The organism is Stappia sp. (genome assembly GCF_965276915.1).
Classification (GTDB): domain Bacteria; phylum Pseudomonadota; class Alphaproteobacteria; order Rhizobiales; family Stappiaceae; genus Stappia.
Genome location: NZ_OZ255709.1, coordinates 4,553,636 through 4,571,471, shown reverse-complemented (window position 1 = coordinate 4,571,471; position 17,836 = coordinate 4,553,636). Strand labels below are relative to the sequence as shown.

Below are 17,836 nucleotides of genomic sequence, written 5' to 3'. Positions count from 1 at the left end.
ATTGGGAGTTCTCACTCATGAAAACGATGATCAAATCCGTGCGTGGAGCCTTGCTGGCGATGGCCGCCGTCGCGGTCGCCGCTCCGGCACTTGCCGCCGGCGAAGGCCCGCATATCGAGCGCCAGCAATGGTCGTTCTCGGGACCTTTCGGCTATTACGACCGGGCCCAGCTGCAGCGCGGCTTCAAGGTCTACAAGGAGGTCTGCGCTTCCTGTCACGGCGCCCGCTTCCTCGCCTTCCGCAACCTGGCGGAAGAGGGTGGGCCGGGCTTCACCGAAGACCAGGTCAAGGTGATCGCGGCCGAGTACACCGTTCTGAAGGGGCCGAATGACGACGGCGAGATGGAGGAGGTCCCTGCGATCCCCTCCGACCGCTTCCCGTCTCCCTTCCCCAACGAACAGGCGGCGCGTGCCGCCAATGGCGGCGCCTATCCGCCGGACTTTTCCACGCTCGCCAAGGCGCGCGCCGTGGCCAGCGGCTTCCCGGGCTTCATCTTCGACATTTTCACGCAGTACCAGGAACACGGCCCGGACTACATCTATGGCCTGCTCACCGGCTACGAAGAGGCGCCCGAGGGCGTCGAGGTGCCGGCCGGGCAGTACTACAACACGCATTTCATCGCCGGAAAGACGCTGGCCATGGCGCCGCCGCTCTATGCCGACGGTGTCGAGTACACGGACGGGACCCCGACGACGGTCGAGCAGTATGCGCGCGACGTCGCCACGTTCATGATGTGGGTGGCCGAGCCGAAGCTGGAAGAGCGCAAGAGCATGGGCTTCCGCGTGATGATCTTCCTGATCATCTTCGCCTCGCTGCTCTACTTCACCAAGAAGTCGGTGTGGCGCGACGTCGATCACTGATCGGTGCGCCATTGACGGAAATCGGGCCGCCGGAGCAATCCGGCGGCCTTTTCATGTCCGCCACGGCCTAGGCCACGTGTCCTGTTGGAATATTCGCGCCATGGTGGTATCGCAATGAGCGGGTTTGAGGGGGACGGCATGGTCGATGCAGTGCTTGGTGTGATCGGCGGATCGGGTCTTTACGATCTTCCGGCGCTTGAAGGAGCGGAGTGGGTCCGGGTGGAAAGCCCCTGGGGCGAGCCGTCCGACAGCGTGCGTATCGGCTCGATCGGCGGCCTGAAGGTGGTCTTCCTGCCCCGGCACGGGCGCGGCCACCGCTTCGCGCCCTCCGACATCGACTATCGCGCCAATATCGACGTGATGAAGCGATGCGGCGTCACCTCGCTGGTTTCGGTCTCGGCGGTCGGGTCTCTCAACGAGGCGATGGCGCCGGGCCATTTCGTGCTGGTGGACCAGTTCATCGACCGGACTTTCGCGCGCGAGAAGAGCTTCTTCGGCAAGGGCTGCGTCGCCCATGTGTCGATGGCCGATCCGGTCTCGCCGCTGCTGGCGGGCCATATCGCGGCCGCCGCGCAGGCGGAGGCGCTGACCCATCACCGCGGCGGCACCTATCTCGCCATGGAAGGTCCGCAGTTTTCCTCGCTGGCCGAAAGCAGGCTCTACCGGACCTGGGGATGCGACGTGATCGGCATGACCAACATGCCGGAAGCCAAGCTCGCCCGCGAGGCGGAGATCTGCTACGCGACGGTTGCCATGGTGACCGATTATGACAGCTGGCATCCCGACCACGGCTCCGTCGACATCCAGTCGATCATCCGCGTCCTGCATGAAAATGCCGACAATGCCCGCCGCCTCGTTGCCCGGCTCGCGCAGGACCTGCCGCGCACGCACGAGGCCTGCCCGGTCGGCTCGGACACGGCACTGGAATACGCCATGATGACCGCGCCCGACGCGCGCGATCCGGCTCTGGTCGCGAAGCTCGACGCCGTCGCCGGCCGCGTGCTGGCCCGCGAAGGCTGAGCCGTTGCCGGACGGCGACAGTTGACGGTTAGAGCGTGCGCCCGCCATGCATCCACGGGCCCATGCCGATGCCGAACACTGTCGCCAGCGCGCCCATGACGAGGGACAGGATGACGGACACGATGATTGCCGCGGGGATCGCGGCCAGCGTGACCTTGATGATGATCGTCATCAGGCGAAAGAACGGAATGTCGATATCGACCACCTGGACCGGCTGCCTGTCGCTCATCTGGCTGCTCCTCAATTTCCCTGGACTTCAACACGGATCGCCGAGGATGATGACCGACCCTTGCGCGACCGGCAACGACGAGGCTGGATGATGGTTCAAGACACGGTTTCCGACGAGCTCCTTGCGGCGATCCGCACGATCCCGGATTACCCCAAGAAAGGGGTTCTCTTCCGTGACATCACCACGCTGCTGGGCAATGCCCGCGCGTTTCGCCGCGCCGTTGACGCACTGGTGCAGCCCTGGGCCGGTTCCAAGGTCGACCAGGTCGCCGGCATCGAGGCGCGCGGCTTCATCCTGGGCGGGGCGGTGGCGCATCAGCTGTCGGCCGGCTTCGTGCCGATCCGCAAGAAGGGCAAGCTGCCGCACGAGACGGTGCGCATCGCCTACTCGCTGGAATACGGCCTCGACGAGATGGAGATGCACAAGGACGCGATCACGCCCGGGGACAAGGTGATCCTCGTCGACGACCTGATCGCCACCGGCGGGACGGCGGAAGCCGCCACCAAGCTGCTCCAGCAGATGGGTGCGGTGGTGGTTGCCGCCTGCTTCATCGTCGACCTTCCCGATCTCGGCGGGTGCAAGCGCATCGAGGATCTCGGTGTGCCGGTGCGCACGCTCGTGGACTTCCCGGGTCATTGAGCGGGGCGCCGACCAGCGGGAAACCGGATGCCGGTGCCGCTCGGGCGCCGGCCTTCGACGCGGCTTTCGTCGATGCCTTCCACGATCTGCTCGGCTGGCGGCGCGACGTGCGCCGCTTCGCCGACGCGCCGTTGGCCCCCGCGCTGGTCGAGACGCTGCTGGCGCAGGCGCACATGGCGCCCTCCGTCGGCAACAGCCAGCCCTGGCGCTTCGTGCTGGTCGAGGACGATGCCCGGCGGGAGGCGATCCGGGAGAATTTCCGCAAGGCCAACGCCGAGGCGCTGGCAAGCTATGACGGGGAGAGGGCGGGCCTTTACGCGCGGCTGAAGCTGGAGGGCCTGACGGCCGCGCCGGTGCAGCTTGCCGTCTTCTGCGACGAGGGTACGTGCCAGGGCGACGGACTGGGGCGCAGGACGATGCCGGAGATGCTCGCCTATTCCTGCGTTTGTGCGGTCAACACGCTGTGGCTCGCCGCGCGCGCTCGCGGGGTCGGCATGGGCTGGGTCTCGATCCTCGACCCGCTGCGGGCGGGCGAGGCGCTGGAGGTGCCGTCCGGCTGGCGCCTTGTCGCCTATCTGTGCCTTGGCTATCCGGTCGAGGAGCACCCGGATCCGGAACTGGAGCGTGCCGGCTGGGAGGCGCGAAGCGGTCTTAGCGAACGCATCTTCAGACGCTAGACTATATACGAAGCGGTGGTGCGGCAGGGCACCTGCGCAAGCAACAGGGGCGAGACAATGGCGGTGAGCATTCGAGCCAAGACCGACGACGACCACGCGGCCGTCGTCGAGCTTCTGACACGACGATGGACCAGTCCGGACATTCTCATCGAGGGCGAGATGATCGACGCCTCGCGGCTGCCCGGTTTCATCGCGATGGAGGAGGACGAGATCGTCGGGCTGGTGACGCTGATCCAGCGCGACAACGAGTGGGAAATCCTGACGCTCGATTCGCTGAGCCGCTGGAGCGGCGTGGGCACGCTGCTGCTCAACGCGGTGACGGGCGAGGCCGTGGAGAGCGGCATCCGCCGGCTTCTGGTGCGCACCTCGAACGACAATCTCGACGCCTTCCGCTTCTACCAGCGGCGCGGCTTCCGGATGGAGAAGCTGGTGCCGGGCGCCATCGAGGAGGAGCGCCGGCTGAAACCGGAAATCCCGATGATCGGCGAATACGGCATCCCTATCCGCGACGAGGTGGTGTTCTCGCGCAAGGTGTAGCGGTACGGGCGGGCGGGCGTCGTCCGCCGGGTTCAGCCTGCGGGGCGCCGCGCCACAAGCACCTTGCCGGTGAAGGAAAAGACGAGCACGCCGTCCTGGTTGACGCCCTCGTTGGCGTGGACGGCGAGGCCCCATTGCGGGCGCGTCTTCATCGGACGCTTTTCAAGAAGCGTCGACGTGTAGGTGATCGTGTCCCCGGCAAAGACCGGCTTGATCCATTTCAGGTCGGTGAAGCCGGGCGAGGGGCCCAGCCGCGACGGTGTGCCGAGGCGCTCGCACTCGGCCTTGATATGGGCGACCATCAGCTTCATCCACACGGAGGCGGTATGCCAGCCCGACGCGCACAGACGGCCGAAATGGGTCTGGCTGGCGCCTTCGTCGGACAGGTGGAAGGGCTGGGGGTCGAAGGCCCGGGCGAAGCGGATGATCTCGTCGGGCGTGAAGTGGTGGCTGCCGAGATCGCGCCGCTCGCCGATCTCCATGTCCTCGAACCAGGTCATCGGACGGTCTCCCGGCGGGCGAACAGGATCTTGTTGCGCTGGGTCATGACGGTCACGCCGGTCTGGTCGGCAAGCGTGAAGAGGAAGTCGACCATGCCCAGTTCGGGGCGCGAGTTCAGCACCCGGGCGGAGACGACCTCGGCGCTGGCGCTCAGCGTGTCGCCGGGGCGCACGGGGCGCATCCAGCGGACCTCCTCGACGCCGGGCGAGCCCTTGCCGCTGGAGTTCAGCAGCAGGTTGTCGCACATCAGCCGCATCAGCATGGCGATCGTGTGCCAGCCGGAGGCCGCGAGCCCGCCCAGCAGGGAGGCTGCTCCCGCCGCCTCGTCCAGGTGGAAGGGCTGGGGATCGAATTCCGCCGCGAAGGAGATCACTTCCTCGCGCGAAACGGTTTTCGAGCCGAGCGGGATCGTGTCGCCGGGCCTGAAATCCTCGAAGTATCGCATGTCGCTCATGCGCGCCATTTAGGCCGATGCGCGGGTTCCTGTCGAGATCGCGCTAGGGAAGGTGGTCGCCGGTCTTCAGGTGTTGAACTTGAAGAGCAGCACGTCGCCGTCCTTGACGACATATTCCTTGCCTTCGTCCCGGGCCTTGCCGGCATCCTTGGCGGCGGTCTCGCCGCCGAGCGACACATAGTCGTCGAAGCCGATCGTCTGGGCCCGGATGAAACCGCGCTCGAAATCGGAGTGGATGACGCCGGCGGCCTGCGGTGCCTTGGTGCCCTTGCTGATCGTCCAGGCGCGGGCCTCCTTGGGGCCGGCCGTGAAATAGGTGATCAGGTCCAGAAGGTCGTAGCCGGCCCGGATCAACCGGTCGAGACCGGGTTCCTCGAGCCCCATGGTTTCCATGTATTCCGCCTGCTCGGCCTCTTCGAGCTGGGCGATTTCCGCCTCGATCGCGGCGGAAATGACGACACAGGCAGCCCCTTCCGCTTCGGCCAGGGCGCGCACGCGCTCGGACTGGGCGTTGCCGGTGCCGGCGGCGCTTTCCTCGACGTTGCAGACATAGAGGATCGGCTTGGTCGTCAAGAGGTTGAGGCCGTCGAGGATTTTCCTGTCCTCGGGCGTGGAGGCATCGACCAGGCGGGCGGGCTTGCCGTCCTGAAGCAGGGCGAGGGCGGCTTCCATAAGCGGAATGACGGCCTTGGCCTCCTTGTCGCCGACCGTTGCCTTTTTCTTCAGCGGCGCGAGGCGGCGCTCAAGGCTCTCCATGTCGGCGATCATCAGCTCCGTCTCGACGGTCTGGGCGTCGGCGATCGGGTCGATGCGCCCGTCGACATGGGTGATGTCGTCATCCTCGAAGCAGCGCAGCACATGGGCGATGGCATCGACCTCGCGGATGTTGGCAAGGAACTGGTTGCCCAGGCCCTCGCCCTTCGAGGCGCCGCGCACGAGGCCGGCAATGTCGACGAAGGTCAGGCGGGTCGGCACGATGCTGGCGGACTTGGCGATGCGCGCGATGTCGCGCAGGCGCGGGTCCGGCACGGCAACCTCGCCGGTGTTCGGCTCGATGGTGCAGAACGGATAGTTTGCGGCCTGCGCCGCCGCCGTCTTCGTCAACGCGTTGAAGAGCGTGGACTTGCCCACATTCGGCAGGCCGACAATGCCGCACTGGAAACCCATCTTGGCTAGTCCTTCTTTCCAAACATGCGGGCCAACTGATCGGCGAGCGCGCCGCCGGGCCCCTTGCGGTCGCCACCAAGGCCCGCCAGCGGCGGGGTCGCCACCGGCGAACGGGCGCCGGCCGGGGCCTTCGCCTTGTCCTGCCGGTCCGGCTTGGCCGGGCTCACGGCGCGGTGGAGACGGTTGCAGAATTCCGAATGATGCCCGCCGACCAGCAGGCCGGCCTCGCTCGCCACCGCATCGAGCAGCGGATCGAGCCAGTCGGCGTCGGCCTTGGCGAAATCGCCGAGAACATGTGCGGTGACGCGGTCCTTGTGGCCGGGATGGCCGATGCCGAGCCGCACCCGCGAATATTCCTTGCCCAGATGTGCGTCGATGGAGCGGATGCCGTTATGGCCGCCGCTGCCGCCGCCGACCTTGGTGCGCACCTTGCCGGGAGCAAGGTCGAGCTCGTCGTAAAGGACGATCACGTCGGCCGGGGTGAGCTTGTAGAAGCGGGCCGCATCGCCAACGGAGCGGCCCGATTCGTTCATGTAGGTCTGGGGCTTCATCAGGAGGACCTTGTCGCCCTCCAGAACCCCTTCGCTGACCTCCGCCTGGAAGCGGCTGCGCCAGGGGCCGAAACCGGCATTCCGGCCGTGGATCGCGTCCACGGCCAGAAAGCCGATATTGTGGCGGTTGCGGGCGTATTTCGCACCCGGATTGCCAAGCCCAACGATGAGGCGCATGGGATCTCCCCGTCACTTCCCGTCGCAGGCAGACGATTGCAGAGCCGGACCTTAGTCCTCGCTCTCCTCGACCTCGGCTTCTTCCTCGTCGTCGCTGTCCGAGGCGGCACCGCCACCCGGTGCGGCGATCGTGGCGACGGTGAAGTCGCGGTCGGTGATCGTCGGCACGCAGCCGGCCGGGATCTCGATCGCGGAGATGTGGATCGAGTCGCCGACCTGGGCCTTGGCCAGATCGATGACGAGGGCGTCCGGAATGGCGTCGGCCGGAACGGTCATCTCGACCGTGTGGCGCACCACGTTCAGAACGCCGCCGGCGCGGATGCCCGGGCATTTCTCTTCATTGATGAAATGCACGGGGATGTCGACCGTCAGCGAGGAGCCCTTGGCAACGCGCAGGAAGTCGACATGAATGAGGTCGTCGCGGACGGGGTCGAGCTGGTAGTCCTTGGCGATCACCCGGTGGGCGACGCCGTCGACCTCGATCGTCCCGAGATTGGTCATGAAGCCGCCGCGATGCAGGGCGAGCGTCGATTCCTTGAGCGGAATTGCGATCGGCAGGGCGGGCTTCTTGTCGCCGTAGATGACGGCGGGAACGAGGGCCTCACGGCGAAGCGCACGAGCGGCCCCCTTGCCGACCCGGTCCCTCACCGAAGCCTTCAGCACATAGCCTTCAGCCATGGTAGTTCTCCTTCAGATTGTCGTGAATGCGGACCGCCGTTGCGTCTCCTGCAAACGGGCAGCCCTCATGCGCCGCCTCCAGGGGTGCAGGTGCGCGCCGGTGCTATAGCCGAAGCCGCACCAAAGGGCAAGCCGCGCGGCGGTTTCCGGCGGTTCATCGCCCGCAGGACTGCGGCACCGCCTGTTGGCGCAATCCCGGGCTTGCAACTCTTTCGCAATAGGGATGTTGTATGCTGCCATGCGGTCCGGGGTCTTCCCGGCCGGCGATTTCGTGACGATGAACCGATGGGTGCGATGTTGAACTGGCTGGGACGGATCTGCGCTGCGGCTGTGGTTTTTACCGTGACGGGAGTGTCCTGGGCGGCGGGGCTCAATGTCTTCGAGGAGGACCTGACGCGCCTGGCACAGGCGCGCCTCACGGCGATCGCGGCAGCGGATGTGGTGATCGAGGCCGTGCGGGCACAGAACAAAGTGACGGCCTCCTACAACCAGGCGCGGATCGAGGAACTCGAAGCCACCTGGCGGAACGAGGCGGAAACCGGTGCCCGGGCGCTGGTCGACGAGATACTCGACAGACCGGTGTCGAGATACCTGGTGCAGATGCAGGAAGCCAGCGACGGCCTCTTCACGGAAATCATCGTGATGGACGGGAAGGGGCTCAATGTCGGGCTCAGCCAGGCAACCAGCGATTATTGGCAGGGCGATGAGGACAAGTGGCGGATGACGGTGCCGGTTGGGCCTGAGGCGCTGCATATCGGGCCGCTCGTGGAAGATGAATCCACCCAGACCGTGCAGAGCCAGGTCAGCATTCCCGTCGTCGACCCGCAGACGGGAGCGGTCATCGGCGCACTGACGGTCGGTGTCGACGTAGAGGAAATCTGACGCGCCGCGCCTGATCCCGGGCGCGCCGCTTTCCGGTGCACGCCGGTCCAGCCCGAATAGCCAGCCTGCACAGATTGACAAGGAGGCCACCCTGCGCTCACCTGCCACCCCCGGCGTGGCCGGCGCGTGGCCCGGGACCGTGGACCCCGGCGCGGCCCGCGTCGAAAACACCGCAAGCGGAAAGACGAGCCGGCGACAGGATCTCCGGCCACAACTGGGAGGTAGCCATGACGGCACTGACGAAACGCGGATTTGTGAAACTTGTTGCGACGGCCGGTATCGTTGCCGGCGTGTCCCTTGCTCCTGTCGCCCCGGCCGTGGCCGCGGACAAGATCACCGTCGGCGCCTTGCGCTTTACCTCCCATGCGCCGAGCTTCATCGCCTTCGAGCGCGGCTATTTCGCCGACGAGGGGCTCGAGGTGACATTCGAGTATTTCCAGGCGGCGCAGCCGATGGCGGTGGCCATCGCTTCGGGGGATGTCGATTTCGGCGTCACCGCGATCTCGGGCGGCCTGATCAACCTGGCCGAGAAGGGGGCGGTCAAGGTCGTCGGCGGCGCGCTTCAGGAGGAGGCCGGCATCGACGGCCAGATAATCCTCGTCTCCAAGGCGGCCCATGATGCCGGCGTGACGTCGCCGGCCGGGCTGAAGGGCAAGAGCTTCGGCATCACCCAGACGGGGTCGTCGTTCCACTACATCGCCCACAAGATCGCCGACAAGGAGGGCTTCGACCGCTCCGAGATCACCTTGCGCCCGCTGCAGAAGGTCGGTGCCGTGATCGGCGCGCTGAAGACCGGCCAGATCGATGCCTGGGCGATTGTGCCGCATATCGCCAAACCGCTGGCGGCGGGGCCGGAGATCGAGGCGATCGGAATGGTCGCGGATTACATCCCGGACTACCAGGTGACGACCGTCTTCACCTCGACCGCCAACACGGTCGACAAGCCCGACCTCGTGAAGCGCTTCCTCGCCGCCTTCTCCAGGGGCGCGGACGACTTCAACGCGGCGCTGGTCGACAACACGGCCGGCGAGGCGGAAGCCGAGGCAATGCTCAAGCTGCTGCACAAGTATGTCTACAATGACCGTCCGTTCGAGAAGGCCGCGCCGTCGATCCGCAACGGCGCCATGCGGGTCAACAAGAACGCGAAGCTGAACATGACCTCGATCGCCGACCAGCTCGCCTGGTTCCAGTCGGAGAAGCTTGTGCCGGCATCCGTCAGCATCGAGATGCTGGTCGATTCCAGCTTCGTCGAGACCGACTGACAAGCAAGGACGGGGCGCAGCCGGCATGGACCTCCTGCTTCGCGGGATCACGCACCGCTACGGCGCGACCGAGGTGCTGAACGATATCGACCTGGCCGTTGGCGAGGGCGAGATCGTGTGCATCATCGGCCCGTCGGGCTGCGGGAAATCCACCCTGCTGCGCTTCATCGGCGGGCTGGAGCGGCCCGATGAGGGCGAGGTGCTGCTCTCGGGCCCCGTGCCGGTCGGCTCGCTCAACCCGTTGACCTATGTCTTCCAGGACTTTGCGCTGCTGCCCTGGCGCAGCGTCGAGGCGAATGTCTCGCTGGTGCTGGAAGACCATGCCATGAGCAGGGGCGAGCGCGAGGAGATCATTGCCGATGTCCTCGCCCGCACCGGCCTGTCGGAGTTCCGCAAGGCGCTGCCGCGGCAATTGTCGGGCGGCATGAAGCAGCGTGTCGCCATCGCCCGCGCGCTCAGCGTCCGCCCTGCGGTGATGCTGATGGACGAACCGCTGTCGGCGCTCGACAGCCAGACGCGCGAGCTGCTGATGGACGATCTCGTCGACCTTTGGCAGCGCGAGCGCTTCACCGCCTGCTACGTCACGCATAACCTGGCGGAGGCGGTGCGTCTCGGCCACCGCATCGTCGTCCTGTCGCGGCGCCCGGGCCGCATCCGCACCATCGTCGAGATCGACCGGGACCTTGCCGATCGGGGCACGGGCGATGCGAAACTCGATGCCGTGCAGCGCGAGCTCTGGCAATTGCTGCGCGACGAGGCACGCGCCGCCGACAGGGAGATCGCCGATGGCGTCGCTTGAGGGATCGCAGACGGCCGCACCTGCCGCGACCGATGACGGGGACGGTGTCTCGCCCGCCGCGCACACGGCGTTGCGGCCGGTGCCCTATCGCGGTGGCGGTTTTCGCCCCGTGCCCGTGCGGTTCGTCGGGCTGTTCGTCTTCGTTGCGCTGATCGTCCTGTGGGAGGCGGGATCGCGCAGCGGCGTGATCAGCAATCTGGTCCTTCCGGCGCCGAGCGAGGCGTTCGAGGCGTTCCGTTACCTGGTCGAATCGGGGCAGCTGTGGCGGCATCTCTCCGCCTCGCTGCAGCGCCTCGTGATCGGCTGGACGCTCGGCATGTCGCTTGGCGTGGCGGTCGGGCTGATGATCGGGCTGTTCTCGCTGGCGCGCGCCGGCGTCTTGCCGCTGGTCTCGGCACTGTTTCCGATCCCGAAGATCGCGCTTTTGCCGCTTTTCGTCATCTGGTTCGGGATCGGCGAGGGCTCGAAGGTGGCGACCATCCTGTTCGGCTCGTTCTTCCCTACCGTGATCGCCACCTATGGCGGCGTCGACAATGTCGACCGGACCCTGGTGCGCATGGGCCAGTCCTTCGGCCTTTCCTGGTGGTCGATCGTGCGCAAAATCATCCTGCCGGGCGCCATGCCGGCGATCCTGTCGGGTTGCCGCATCTCGGCCTCGATTGCGATCATCCTGCTGGTGGCGGCCGAGATGATCGGCGCCGAATACGGCGTCGGCGCCTATGTCCTGATGGCCGGCAGCCTGTTTGCCACCGACCAGCTGCTCGCCGGTGTCGCCATCCTGTCCGTCCTCGGTCTTGTCGTCAGTTGGCTGATCGGCAAGGCGGAAGCCTGGCTGCTTGGCTGGCGCGGCTGATCCCGCCGCGCCGGCAAATCCGTACCGACTGGAACTTTCGCGCTCTCCTTCCCAAGCGGTCGTCCTGTACGTCTCTGGAGCAAAACCGGAATGCCGAAGCTATACGAGAGCCGAAAACGCATCCTGGTGACAGGAGGCGCCGGCTTCATCGGATCCCACCTGTGCGACCGTTTGCTGACGGACGGCCACGAGGTGGTGTGCGCGGACAATCTTTCGACCGGCACCCTTCTCAACATCGGGCACCTCACGGACAACCCGGGGTTCGCGTTCCTGCCGCACGACATAGCGGAGCCTCTCCATGTCGAGGTGGACGAGATCTACAATCTCGCCTGCCCGGCCTCGCCGGTGCACTATCAGAGCGACGCGGTGCGGACCGTGAAGACTGCGGTCCTGGGGGCGATCAACGTGCTCGACCTGGCCAAGCGTCTTCGCGTGCCGGTGCTTCAGGCCTCGACCAGCGAGGTGTACGGCGATCCGCTCGTGCATCCGCAAACGGAAGACTACCGGGGCAATGTCAATCCGATCGGACCACGCGCGTGCTACGACGAGGGCAAGCGTTGCGCGGAGACCCTGTTCTTCGACTACCACCGCCAGCACGGGGTGGCGATCAGGATCGCGCGGATCTTCAACACCTATGGCCCGCGCCTGCGCCATGCCGACGGACGGGTTATCTCGAACTTCATCGTCCAGGCACTGGGCGGCGCGCCGCTGACGATCTACGGAGACGGGAGCCAGACCAGATCCTTCTGCTTCGTGTCGGACATGGTCGAGGCGCTTGTGCGGCTGATGGCGTTGCGGGACGACAGCGCGAGGCCGGTCAATCTCGGCAATCCGAGGGAGTGCACCATGAGCGAGCTCGCGCAGGTCATCCTGCTGGAGACAGGCTCTCCGTCAGGGGTCGCGCATCTGCCGCTGCCGGAAGACGACCCAAGGCAACGACAACCCGATATCCGGCGTGCGGGCGCGGTGCTCGGCTGGGCCCCTTCCATCGACCTGGAAGAGGGGATCAGGGAGACGGTCGGGTATTTCAGGCGGCACCCGGAGCTTGACACGGGCTGAGCTTGCCCGGCAGTGACAGGTTGCAGAAACCACAAGACGGCTTGCGGACGTGTTTTCATTGGCAATCGACCTGCTTGATCGCGCCCTGTCGGTCGAAGCGCGACGACGCAGCGGCTTTCGTCCGGCGCCCGACGGGCTGCAGGGCATCATGCCGACTCCCGGAACCTGGGAGGAGGTCGGCCCGGACGTCGCCCCGCTTGTCTGGCGCCGCGAAGATCCGGCGGTGGCAGGACGCGGACCGGCCGGCGTTCTCGTGGAGCAGGGATTGCGGATCTCGTCCCTGCCGCATGTCAGCCCTGACAGGGACGAGCATGCCCGATGGCTTCGGCTTTCCGACGCGCGGATGCGAACCGTTCGCCAGGCTCACTGGAAGCTGGGGCTGCGCGCGGCGTTTCAGCGGAAGCTGGACGCACGCATGCGTGTCGTGACGCTCGACGGCGATACCATCCTGCTCGGGGCCTATTATCCGGACTGCAAGAACTACTTTCATTTCTGGGTCGATGCGATGTGCGACCTCTGGTTCCTGGGCCAGTGCGGGCTCGACCTTTCTTCGGTCAGCCATGTCCTGATGCCCTGGAACGGCTCTCGCTGGCAGGAGGAGGTCGCGCAGCTGTGCGGCATCCCGCGCGAGCGGATCGTGCCGCTGTCCTCGGCCGACGCCTTCGTGCTGGAACGGGCGCATCTGCCTGTCCGCGTCAAGGGCGGTACCCGCAATCACGACTGGATCGCCGCCGCCCTGCGCCAGGTGAGCGGATGGCGGCTGCCGGAGGAGCCGGCCGGGCCCGCGCGCAGGATTTATGTGACACGCGGTGGCGCCTTGCGCCGTCCCCTCCTCAACGAGCCGGACGTCCTTGAGGCCATCACTCCGTTCGGGTTCGAGGTCATCGATTGCGCGAGCCTGTCGGTTGCCGACCAGCGGGCGCTGTTCGCCAGCGCGGAGATCGTCGTCGCGCCCCATGGCGCCGGCCTCGTCAACATGGCGTGGGCCCGGCCCGGAACGAAGCTGGTCGAGTTCATGCCGCGCGGCCACGCCAACCCGTGTTTCATGGACCTCTGCGCACAGGCCGGGCTTATTTACCGCAACGTTCCCTCAATAGCGGAGGAAGACGGCGGCGATCCGCTCTTCGCCGGCTTTGCAGTCGACCCCGGGCATGTCACCGCCGTGCTGCGGGACCTGCTGGGGCCGCCGGTCCCGCCCGCCGGTCCGAGGTCTCAGCGCGCGCCGACGCGCTCGTAGATGCCGATCGCGCCGGAGCGGTCGACCGAACGGACGTCGTAGCGCGCGGCCGGATCCTCGCCCATGCCGAGCGAGCCCGAGGGCATGCCCGGCACCGCCAGGCCGGCGATCGGGGGCCGGTTGGCGAGCAACCGGCCGACCGAGGAGAGCGGCACGTGGCCCTCGAGGAAATAGCCCTCCACCAGGGCCGTGTGGCAGCCTTCCATGGCGGCAGGCACGCCCGCCTTTGCCTTGACCGGGGCGAGGTCCTCCCGGTTTTCGATGACGATCTCGTAGCCGGCCGCCCGCATCGCGTCGGACCAGGCTTCACAGCAACCGCACCAGGGCGACTTCCACACGGTCATGGTCTCGCCCGCGGCATGGGCTGGCAGTGTCGCGGGAAGCGACAGGGCAAGTGTTGCGGCGAGGGCGAAAGCGGCATGTGTGTTCATGGGAGCCAAGGTCCTTCTCCTGTCATCTTCGCCAAGATGTCTTGCGGCTTCCAGCAGGGGTAAGGTCAAGGGGCAGGCGGACAGTTGCTCCATCCCTTGCCGGGGAACGGGAAAGGTCTAGTTTCCCGGCGGTGCCGGTCCGCGCAACCTGCGCCCTGCGGTGCCATCGATACGGAAGGAAAGAACATGCCGGGTTTCAGACCGTTTGCCGTCGCCGTCCTCGCGTTGCTGCCCGCCGTCGCGTTCGCTGACAGCCACCGCACGCCGGCGCCGGAGGGCGCCGCGGTCTATTTCATCACGCCGCAGGACGGTGCGACCGTCTCGAGCCCGCTGACCGTCAAATTCGGCCTGAGCGGAATGGGCGTTGCGCCGGCGGGCGTGGAGAAGGAGATGACCGGCCATCACCACCTGCTGATCGATCAGGAGCTGGAGGACTACGACAACGCCATTCCGGCGGACGACAACCACCGGCATTTCGGCGGCGGCCAGACGGAAACGACGGTCGAGCTTGCGCCGGGCACGCACCGGCTGCAGTTGATCCTCGGCGATCACAACCACATACCGCACCAGTCGCCGGTGCAATCGCAGGTGATCACGATCACCGTCGAGTAGCGCCGCGACAAAAAAACGGCGGGGTTTCCCCCGCCGTTCGTTTAAAGCTCGAAAAGGTGTGGCGCGGTCAGCCGAACAGGCTCGACACCGACTGTTCCAGCGCGGTGCGCGAGACCGCCTCGCCGATCAGCGGGGCGATCGAGATCGCGCGGATGTTGGGCGCGGCGAGGACGGCGGCCGTCGGCTCGATGGAATTGGTGATCACCAGTTCCTTGAGCTTGGAGGAGGTGACGCGGGCGACCGCGCCGCCCGAGAGCACGCCGTGGGTGATATAGGCGGTCACCGACTTGGCGCCCTGGTCGAGCAGTGCCTCGGCGGCGTTGCACAGGGTGCCGCCCGAATCGACGATGTCGTCGACGAGGATGCAGTCGCGCCCGGTCGGGTCGCCGATGATGTTCATGACCTCGGACTCTCCGGGCTTGTCGCGGCGCTTGTCGACGATGGCGAGCGGCGCGTCGATGCGCTTGGCCAGCGCGCGGGCGCGGACGACGCCGCCGACGTCGGGAGAGACGACCATGACGTTGTCGGTCGAATAGCGCTCCTTGATGTCGCGGGTCATCACCGGCGCGGCAAACAGGTTGTCCGTGGGGATGTCGAAGAAGCCCTGGATCTGGCCGGCATGCAGGTCGAGCGTGAGAACGCGATGGGCGCCGGCATGGGTGATCAGGTTGGCGACCAGCTTGGCCGAGATCGGCGTGCGGCCGGAGGCGCGTCGGTCCTGGCGGGCATAGCCGAAATACGGCATCACCGCGGTGATGCGCTTGGCCGAGGAGCGGCGCAGCGCGTCGATGACGATCAGCAGCTCCATCAGATGGTCATTGGCGGGAAAGCTCGTGGACTGCAGAACGAAGACGTCCTCGCCGCGCACGTTTTCCTGGAGCTCGACGAAAATTTCCTGGTCGGCGAAGCGGCGCACCTGGCATTTGGCCAGCGGCGCGCCGAGATAGTGCGATATTTCCTCGGCAAGCGCGCGATTGGAATTGCCCGCGACGATCTTCATGGCCCGCAAGTCCTTTCTTGGATCCGTCGCCGCGGGGGGCGGCTCCGGCATGACAGGCTCACACGTGGTCTGTCTGGTCTTTGTTGGTGGCCCTGGTCTAGGCGCGGCCGGCCGGACCGGGGTCCGGCATCGTCACGGCCGTTCCTCCATCAGGCGGCGGCGTTTTAACAACGCCTCCCGGGTTTCACAACCGGCCAGTGCGTGTGTGGGCATGTTTTTCGGAAAGTCGGTAACCGGAACCGCGCGAAGGAAGGGCTGCACGGTCATGTCCGGCGGAGCGAATTCGGCACGCAGGTCCCGCTCGCCACAGGCGCCGCGCCGCATGCGCGCATCAAAAGCGCGGCCAGAATCATGTGTTTGCCGGCGATCTCCTCAAGACCGGCATTTGCTCCCGGACGCGCCAGGCGGGGATGCAAATGCCGGCGCCGGGTCACTAGCGGCGAATCCAGGCGGCGAGCTCGCTGACCGAGCGGCGCGCGGCGCGATTGAGCGCATCATCGTCGATGCCGGCCCACGGATCGCCGGAGGAGCCGGGGGCCGATTCCTGCCCCAGGATCCTGTGCAGCCGGTTGCCGGACGAATCGACCACGTCGAAGACATAGAACAGGGTCGTGGCCGACTGGCTTCCCGAGGCGGACAGATAGCCGTTGATCCGGTAGGTGGCGGGTGCGCCCACCCGGCGCACCACGTTCAGGTTCTGGTTGCGGGCCTCGTTGCCGATCTGCCGCGACAGGGCGTCGGCGATGTTGCCGGGCGCGCCGGTAAAGGGCTCGAACGCAACGGTCGCCTGGCCGGCGGGAACCGACGGTGCCGGAGCGCTTGCCGCGGGCCGGTCGTTGTCGGCGACATAGGCCGGAGGAAGGGGCTGGCCGGCACAGGCGGCCAAAAGCAATGCGAGAGCCGGGACGGCGCCGCGCAGAACGGTCTTGCGGAAGGTGGAAAGCACGTTCATCTCGCCTTGTCTGTCCGTTTCCGTCATCGCTTCGATTGCCGGTGGTTGCGCTTCGTCGCCGCCTCGCGCGCGCCGCGCTCCACCATGTTTCGTTTCCTCGTTTATCCCGCCTTGACCGGCAGGTCGAGGGGGAGCTTCGAAAGGCACTCGGCCGATCCCTCGCGCGTCAGGTAGGTCTGGCCCAGCGACATGGCCGCGCCGGTGTCGGAATCCGCCAGGATCATGTGCACGAAAACCACCATGTCGGGAACGATCCGTGCCGGGTTGGCGCGATAGGCCATCGGCCAGTCCATCCAGCTGGGAGCAAAGCGGGCGCCAAGCGAATAGCCGCAGGCGTTAAGCCGGTGGGCGCCCTCGCCGCGCGCGTCGATCTCGCGCGCGTGGGCATCGAACACCTCGCCGAAGTCGCGCCCGGGCACGAGACATTGCTCGACGGCCGCGAGCGCTGCGCGGGCCGCCTCGTAAAGGGCGACGTGGCGGCCGGTCGGCTCGCCGACGATCACCGTGCGCATGGCGGCGACATGGTAACGCCGGTAGACGCCGGCCCATTCCAGGGTCAGCTGGTCGCTGGCGTCCAGCGTGCGGCGCCCGGTCTGGTAGCGACACAGCAGCGCCTCGGGGCCGGAGCCGATGATGAACTCGTTGGCGGGATAGTCGCCGCCGCCGGCAAAGACCGCGCCCTGCATCGCGGCCAGGATGTCGCCCTCGCGCGCACCGGGGCCGATCAGCGGCAGCGCCGCCTCATAGGCGGCATCCGTGAGCGCCGCGGCACGGCGCACGCAGGCGATCTCCGCCGGCGTCTTCACCGACCGCAGCACCGCGACCAGCGAGGAAGCATCCTCCAGCAGCGCGAAATCGGCAAGCAGCGTCGCGATGTCGATGGCGATCCGGCCGGTCATGCCGTGGGTGTCGTACTCGACGCCGATGCGGTTGCCGTCGAGGCCGAGCTCGAACAGCAGGTCGCGCAACTGAAGCACCGGCGAGGCCCCGTCTCGGTCCTCCCAGACGCGGATGTCGTCGACGGTGGAGGTCAGTTGCGCCTGCCGCAGGTCGGCGGAACGGGTCAACAGCACGATGCGGCCGTCGCGGGTGACGACCATCGACTGGAAGAAGCAGAAGCCGAACGTGTCGTATCCGGTCAGCCAGTACATGCTCTCCTGGGCGAAGAGGAGCATCGCGTCGCGGCGTTCCTCCGCCATGCGCGCCGTCAGGGTCTGCAGCCGGGCAGTGTATTCCTCCCGGGAGAAAGCAAGGGACAT

General features: G+C 66.8%; 22 protein-coding genes. 12 read left to right on the top strand and 10 right to left on the bottom strand.

The features are described from left to right. Positions 1-17 precede the first annotated feature (17 nt). Together ACQY46_RS21405 and ACQY46_RS21400 are read left to right on the top strand one after the other, a co-directional pair. Positions 18-860: a cytochrome c1 gene (locus tag ACQY46_RS21405; RefSeq protein ID WP_428697986.1), complete on the top strand. Its 843-nt coding sequence runs from the start codon at positions 18-20 to the stop codon at positions 858-860. A 138-nt stretch (positions 861-998) separates the two neighbouring features. After that, the gene (locus ACQY46_RS21400; protein WP_428700540.1) at positions 999-1,880 is read left to right on the top strand and encodes an S-methyl-5'-thioadenosine phosphorylase; all 882 of its coding nucleotides are present in this window, start codon (positions 999-1,001) and stop codon (positions 1,878-1,880) included. Positions 1,881-1,908: 28 nt separating this feature from the next. On the opposite strand, the gene ACQY46_RS21395 is transcribed toward ACQY46_RS21400, so the two are convergent. Then, positions 1,909-2,109: a hypothetical protein gene (locus ACQY46_RS21395; RefSeq protein ID WP_428697985.1), complete on the bottom strand. Its 201-nt coding sequence runs from the start codon at positions 2,107-2,109 to the stop codon at positions 1,909-1,911. Positions 2,110-2,199: 90 nt separating this feature from the next. On the opposite strand from ACQY46_RS21395, the gene ACQY46_RS21390 reads away from it, so the two are divergent. The 3 genes from ACQY46_RS21390 to ACQY46_RS21380 are packed head-to-tail and all read left to right on the top strand — an operon-like array spanning position 2,200 to position 3,962. Then, positions 2,200-2,748 (top strand): adenine phosphoribosyltransferase, encoded by a 549-nt coding sequence (locus ACQY46_RS21390; RefSeq protein ID WP_428700539.1) that lies wholly within the window; start codon positions 2,200-2,202, stop codon positions 2,746-2,748. Next, on the top strand, positions 2,745-3,425 hold the full coding sequence (bluB, locus tag ACQY46_RS21385) for a 5,6-dimethylbenzimidazole synthase (RefSeq protein ID WP_428697984.1): 681 nt from the start codon (positions 2,745-2,747) through the stop codon (positions 3,423-3,425). The genes ACQY46_RS21390 and bluB overlap by 4 nt, the downstream gene beginning before the upstream one ends. A gap of 57 nt (positions 3,426-3,482) precedes the next feature. Then, entirely contained in the window at positions 3,483-3,962 is a 480-nt protein-coding gene (locus ACQY46_RS21380; RefSeq protein WP_428697983.1) for a GNAT family N-acetyltransferase, read from the top strand. Positions 3,963-3,994: 32 nt separating this feature from the next. On the opposite strand, the gene ACQY46_RS21375 is transcribed toward ACQY46_RS21380, so the two are convergent. The 5 genes from ACQY46_RS21375 to ACQY46_RS21355 all read right to left on the bottom strand — a co-directional run bounded on the left by ACQY46_RS21375 (position 3,995) and on the right by ACQY46_RS21355 (position 7,490). Further along, entirely contained in the window at positions 3,995-4,462 is a 468-nt protein-coding gene (locus ACQY46_RS21375; protein ID WP_428697982.1) for a MaoC family dehydratase, read from the bottom strand. Continuing rightward, a complete protein-coding gene (locus tag ACQY46_RS21370; protein WP_428697981.1) occupies positions 4,459-4,917 on the bottom strand; it encodes a MaoC family dehydratase in 459 nt (152 codons plus the stop codon). Before ACQY46_RS21370 ends, ACQY46_RS21375 begins: the two co-directional genes overlap by 4 nt. Positions 4,918-4,983: 66 nt before the next feature. Beyond that, entirely contained in the window at positions 4,984-6,084 is a 1,101-nt protein-coding gene (gene ychF / locus ACQY46_RS21365; RefSeq protein WP_428697980.1) for a redox-regulated ATPase YchF, read from the bottom strand. Between the two features lie 5 nt (positions 6,085-6,089). Then, entirely contained in the window at positions 6,090-6,812 is a 723-nt protein-coding gene (pth, locus tag ACQY46_RS21360) for an aminoacyl-tRNA hydrolase (RefSeq protein ID WP_428697979.1), read from the bottom strand. A gap of 51 nt (positions 6,813-6,863) precedes the next feature. Next, a complete protein-coding gene (locus tag ACQY46_RS21355) occupies positions 6,864-7,490 on the bottom strand; it encodes a 50S ribosomal protein L25/general stress protein Ctc (RefSeq protein ID WP_428697978.1) in 627 nt (208 codons plus the stop codon). A gap of 285 nt (positions 7,491-7,775) precedes the next feature. Between ACQY46_RS21355 and ACQY46_RS21350 the strand changes: the two genes are divergently transcribed. From ACQY46_RS21350 to ACQY46_RS21325, 6 genes are all read left to right on the top strand, one after another. Next, a complete protein-coding gene (locus tag ACQY46_RS21350) occupies positions 7,776-8,372 on the top strand; it encodes a hypothetical protein (RefSeq protein ID WP_428697977.1) in 597 nt (198 codons plus the stop codon). Between the two features lie 227 nt (positions 8,373-8,599). Beyond that, the gene (locus ACQY46_RS21345; protein ID WP_428697976.1) at positions 8,600-9,634 is read left to right on the top strand and encodes an ABC transporter substrate-binding protein; all 1,035 of its coding nucleotides are present in this window, start codon (positions 8,600-8,602) and stop codon (positions 9,632-9,634) included. A 25-nt stretch (positions 9,635-9,659) separates the two neighbouring features. Next, positions 9,660-10,433, top strand: coding sequence for an ABC transporter ATP-binding protein (locus ACQY46_RS21340; protein WP_428697975.1), 774 nt, complete (start codon positions 9,660-9,662; stop codon positions 10,431-10,433). Beyond that, positions 10,420-11,286 (top strand): ABC transporter permease, encoded by an 867-nt coding sequence (locus ACQY46_RS21335; protein ID WP_428697974.1) that lies wholly within the window; start codon positions 10,420-10,422, stop codon positions 11,284-11,286. The genes ACQY46_RS21340 and ACQY46_RS21335 overlap by 14 nt, the downstream gene beginning before the upstream one ends. 90 nt (positions 11,287-11,376) lie before the next feature. Further along, positions 11,377-12,345 (top strand): UDP-glucuronic acid decarboxylase family protein, encoded by a 969-nt coding sequence (locus ACQY46_RS21330; RefSeq protein WP_428697973.1) that lies wholly within the window; start codon positions 11,377-11,379, stop codon positions 12,343-12,345. 49 nt (positions 12,346-12,394) lie between these two features. Beyond that, positions 12,395-13,582 carry a glycosyltransferase family 61 protein gene (locus ACQY46_RS21325; protein ID WP_428697972.1) on the top strand — a complete coding sequence of 396 codons (1,188 nt, stop codon included), beginning with the start codon at positions 12,395-12,397 and terminating at the stop codon, positions 13,580-13,582. Here the strand turns inward: ACQY46_RS21325 and ACQY46_RS21320 are convergent. Next, positions 13,558-14,013: a DUF411 domain-containing protein gene (locus ACQY46_RS21320; RefSeq protein WP_428697971.1), complete on the bottom strand. Its 456-nt coding sequence runs from the start codon at positions 14,011-14,013 to the stop codon at positions 13,558-13,560. The genes ACQY46_RS21325 and ACQY46_RS21320 overlap by 25 nt on opposite strands. A gap of 186 nt (positions 14,014-14,199) precedes the next feature. Here ACQY46_RS21320 and ACQY46_RS21315 point away from each other — a divergent pair, with 186 nt between their 5' ends. Beyond that, positions 14,200-14,625 carry a DUF4399 domain-containing protein gene (locus ACQY46_RS21315; RefSeq protein ID WP_428697970.1) on the top strand — a complete coding sequence of 142 codons (426 nt, stop codon included), beginning with the start codon at positions 14,200-14,202 and terminating at the stop codon, positions 14,623-14,625. A 67-nt stretch (positions 14,626-14,692) separates the two neighbouring features. Here the strand turns inward: ACQY46_RS21315 and ACQY46_RS21310 are convergent, their stop codons facing one another. From ACQY46_RS21310 to ACQY46_RS21300, 3 genes are all read right to left on the bottom strand, one after another. Beyond that, positions 14,693-15,625 carry a ribose-phosphate pyrophosphokinase gene (locus tag ACQY46_RS21310; RefSeq protein ID WP_428697969.1) on the bottom strand — a complete coding sequence of 311 codons (933 nt, stop codon included), beginning with the start codon at positions 15,623-15,625 and terminating at the stop codon, positions 14,693-14,695. 433 nt (positions 15,626-16,058) lie between these two features. Next, positions 16,059-16,577 carry a hypothetical protein gene (locus ACQY46_RS21305; RefSeq protein WP_428697968.1) on the bottom strand — a complete coding sequence of 173 codons (519 nt, stop codon included), beginning with the start codon at positions 16,575-16,577 and terminating at the stop codon, positions 16,059-16,061. A 101-nt stretch (positions 16,578-16,678) separates the two neighbouring features. After that, entirely contained in the window at positions 16,679-17,836 is a 1,158-nt protein-coding gene (locus tag ACQY46_RS21300) for a M24 family metallopeptidase (protein WP_428697967.1), read from the bottom strand.

What these genes read in the sequence shown, in the direction of transcription:
- ACQY46_RS21405 (WP_428697986.1), top strand. Translation starts at nt 18, where the DNA reads ATGAAAACGATGATCAAATCCGTGCGTGGAGCCTTGCTGGCGATGGCC.
- ACQY46_RS21400 (WP_428700540.1), top strand. Translation starts at nt 999, where the DNA reads ATGGTCGATGCAGTGCTTGGTGTGATCGGCGGATCGGGTCTTTACGAT.
- ACQY46_RS21395 (WP_428697985.1), bottom strand. Translation starts at nt 2,109, where the DNA reads ATGAGCGACAGGCAGCCGGTCCAGGTGGTCGATATCGACATTCCGTTC.
- ACQY46_RS21390 (WP_428700539.1), top strand. Translation starts at nt 2,200, where the DNA reads ATGGTTCAAGACACGGTTTCCGACGAGCTCCTTGCGGCGATCCGCACG.
- ACQY46_RS21380 (WP_428697983.1), top strand. Translation starts at nt 3,483, where the DNA reads ATGGCGGTGAGCATTCGAGCCAAGACCGACGACGACCACGCGGCCGTC.
- ACQY46_RS21375 (WP_428697982.1), bottom strand. Translation starts at nt 4,462, where the DNA reads ATGACCTGGTTCGAGGACATGGAGATCGGCGAGCGGCGCGATCTCGGC.
- ACQY46_RS21370 (WP_428697981.1), bottom strand. Translation starts at nt 4,917, where the DNA reads ATGAGCGACATGCGATACTTCGAGGATTTCAGGCCCGGCGACACGATC.
- ychF (WP_428697980.1), bottom strand. Translation starts at nt 6,084, where the DNA reads ATGGGTTTCCAGTGCGGCATTGTCGGCCTGCCGAATGTGGGCAAGTCC.
- pth (WP_428697979.1), bottom strand. Translation starts at nt 6,812, where the DNA reads ATGCGCCTCATCGTTGGGCTTGGCAATCCGGGTGCGAAATACGCCCGC.
- ACQY46_RS21355 (WP_428697978.1), bottom strand. Translation starts at nt 7,490, where the DNA reads ATGGCTGAAGGCTATGTGCTGAAGGCTTCGGTGAGGGACCGGGTCGGC.
- ACQY46_RS21350 (WP_428697977.1), top strand. Translation starts at nt 7,776, where the DNA reads ATGGGTGCGATGTTGAACTGGCTGGGACGGATCTGCGCTGCGGCTGTG.
- ACQY46_RS21345 (WP_428697976.1), top strand. Translation starts at nt 8,600, where the DNA reads ATGACGGCACTGACGAAACGCGGATTTGTGAAACTTGTTGCGACGGCC.
- ACQY46_RS21340 (WP_428697975.1), top strand. Translation starts at nt 9,660, where the DNA reads ATGGACCTCCTGCTTCGCGGGATCACGCACCGCTACGGCGCGACCGAG.
- ACQY46_RS21335 (WP_428697974.1), top strand. Translation starts at nt 10,420, where the DNA reads ATGGCGTCGCTTGAGGGATCGCAGACGGCCGCACCTGCCGCGACCGAT.
- ACQY46_RS21330 (WP_428697973.1), top strand. Translation starts at nt 11,377, where the DNA reads ATGCCGAAGCTATACGAGAGCCGAAAACGCATCCTGGTGACAGGAGGC.
- ACQY46_RS21320 (WP_428697971.1), bottom strand. Translation starts at nt 14,013, where the DNA reads ATGAACACACATGCCGCTTTCGCCCTCGCCGCAACACTTGCCCTGTCG.
- ACQY46_RS21315 (WP_428697970.1), top strand. Translation starts at nt 14,200, where the DNA reads ATGCCGGGTTTCAGACCGTTTGCCGTCGCCGTCCTCGCGTTGCTGCCC.
- ACQY46_RS21310 (WP_428697969.1), bottom strand. Translation starts at nt 15,625, where the DNA reads ATGAAGATCGTCGCGGGCAATTCCAATCGCGCGCTTGCCGAGGAAATA.
- ACQY46_RS21305 (WP_428697968.1), bottom strand. Translation starts at nt 16,577, where the DNA reads ATGAACGTGCTTTCCACCTTCCGCAAGACCGTTCTGCGCGGCGCCGTC.
- ACQY46_RS21300 (WP_428697967.1), bottom strand. Translation starts at nt 17,836, where the DNA reads ATGTCCCTTGCTTTCTCCCGGGAGGAATACACTGCCCGGCTGCAGACC.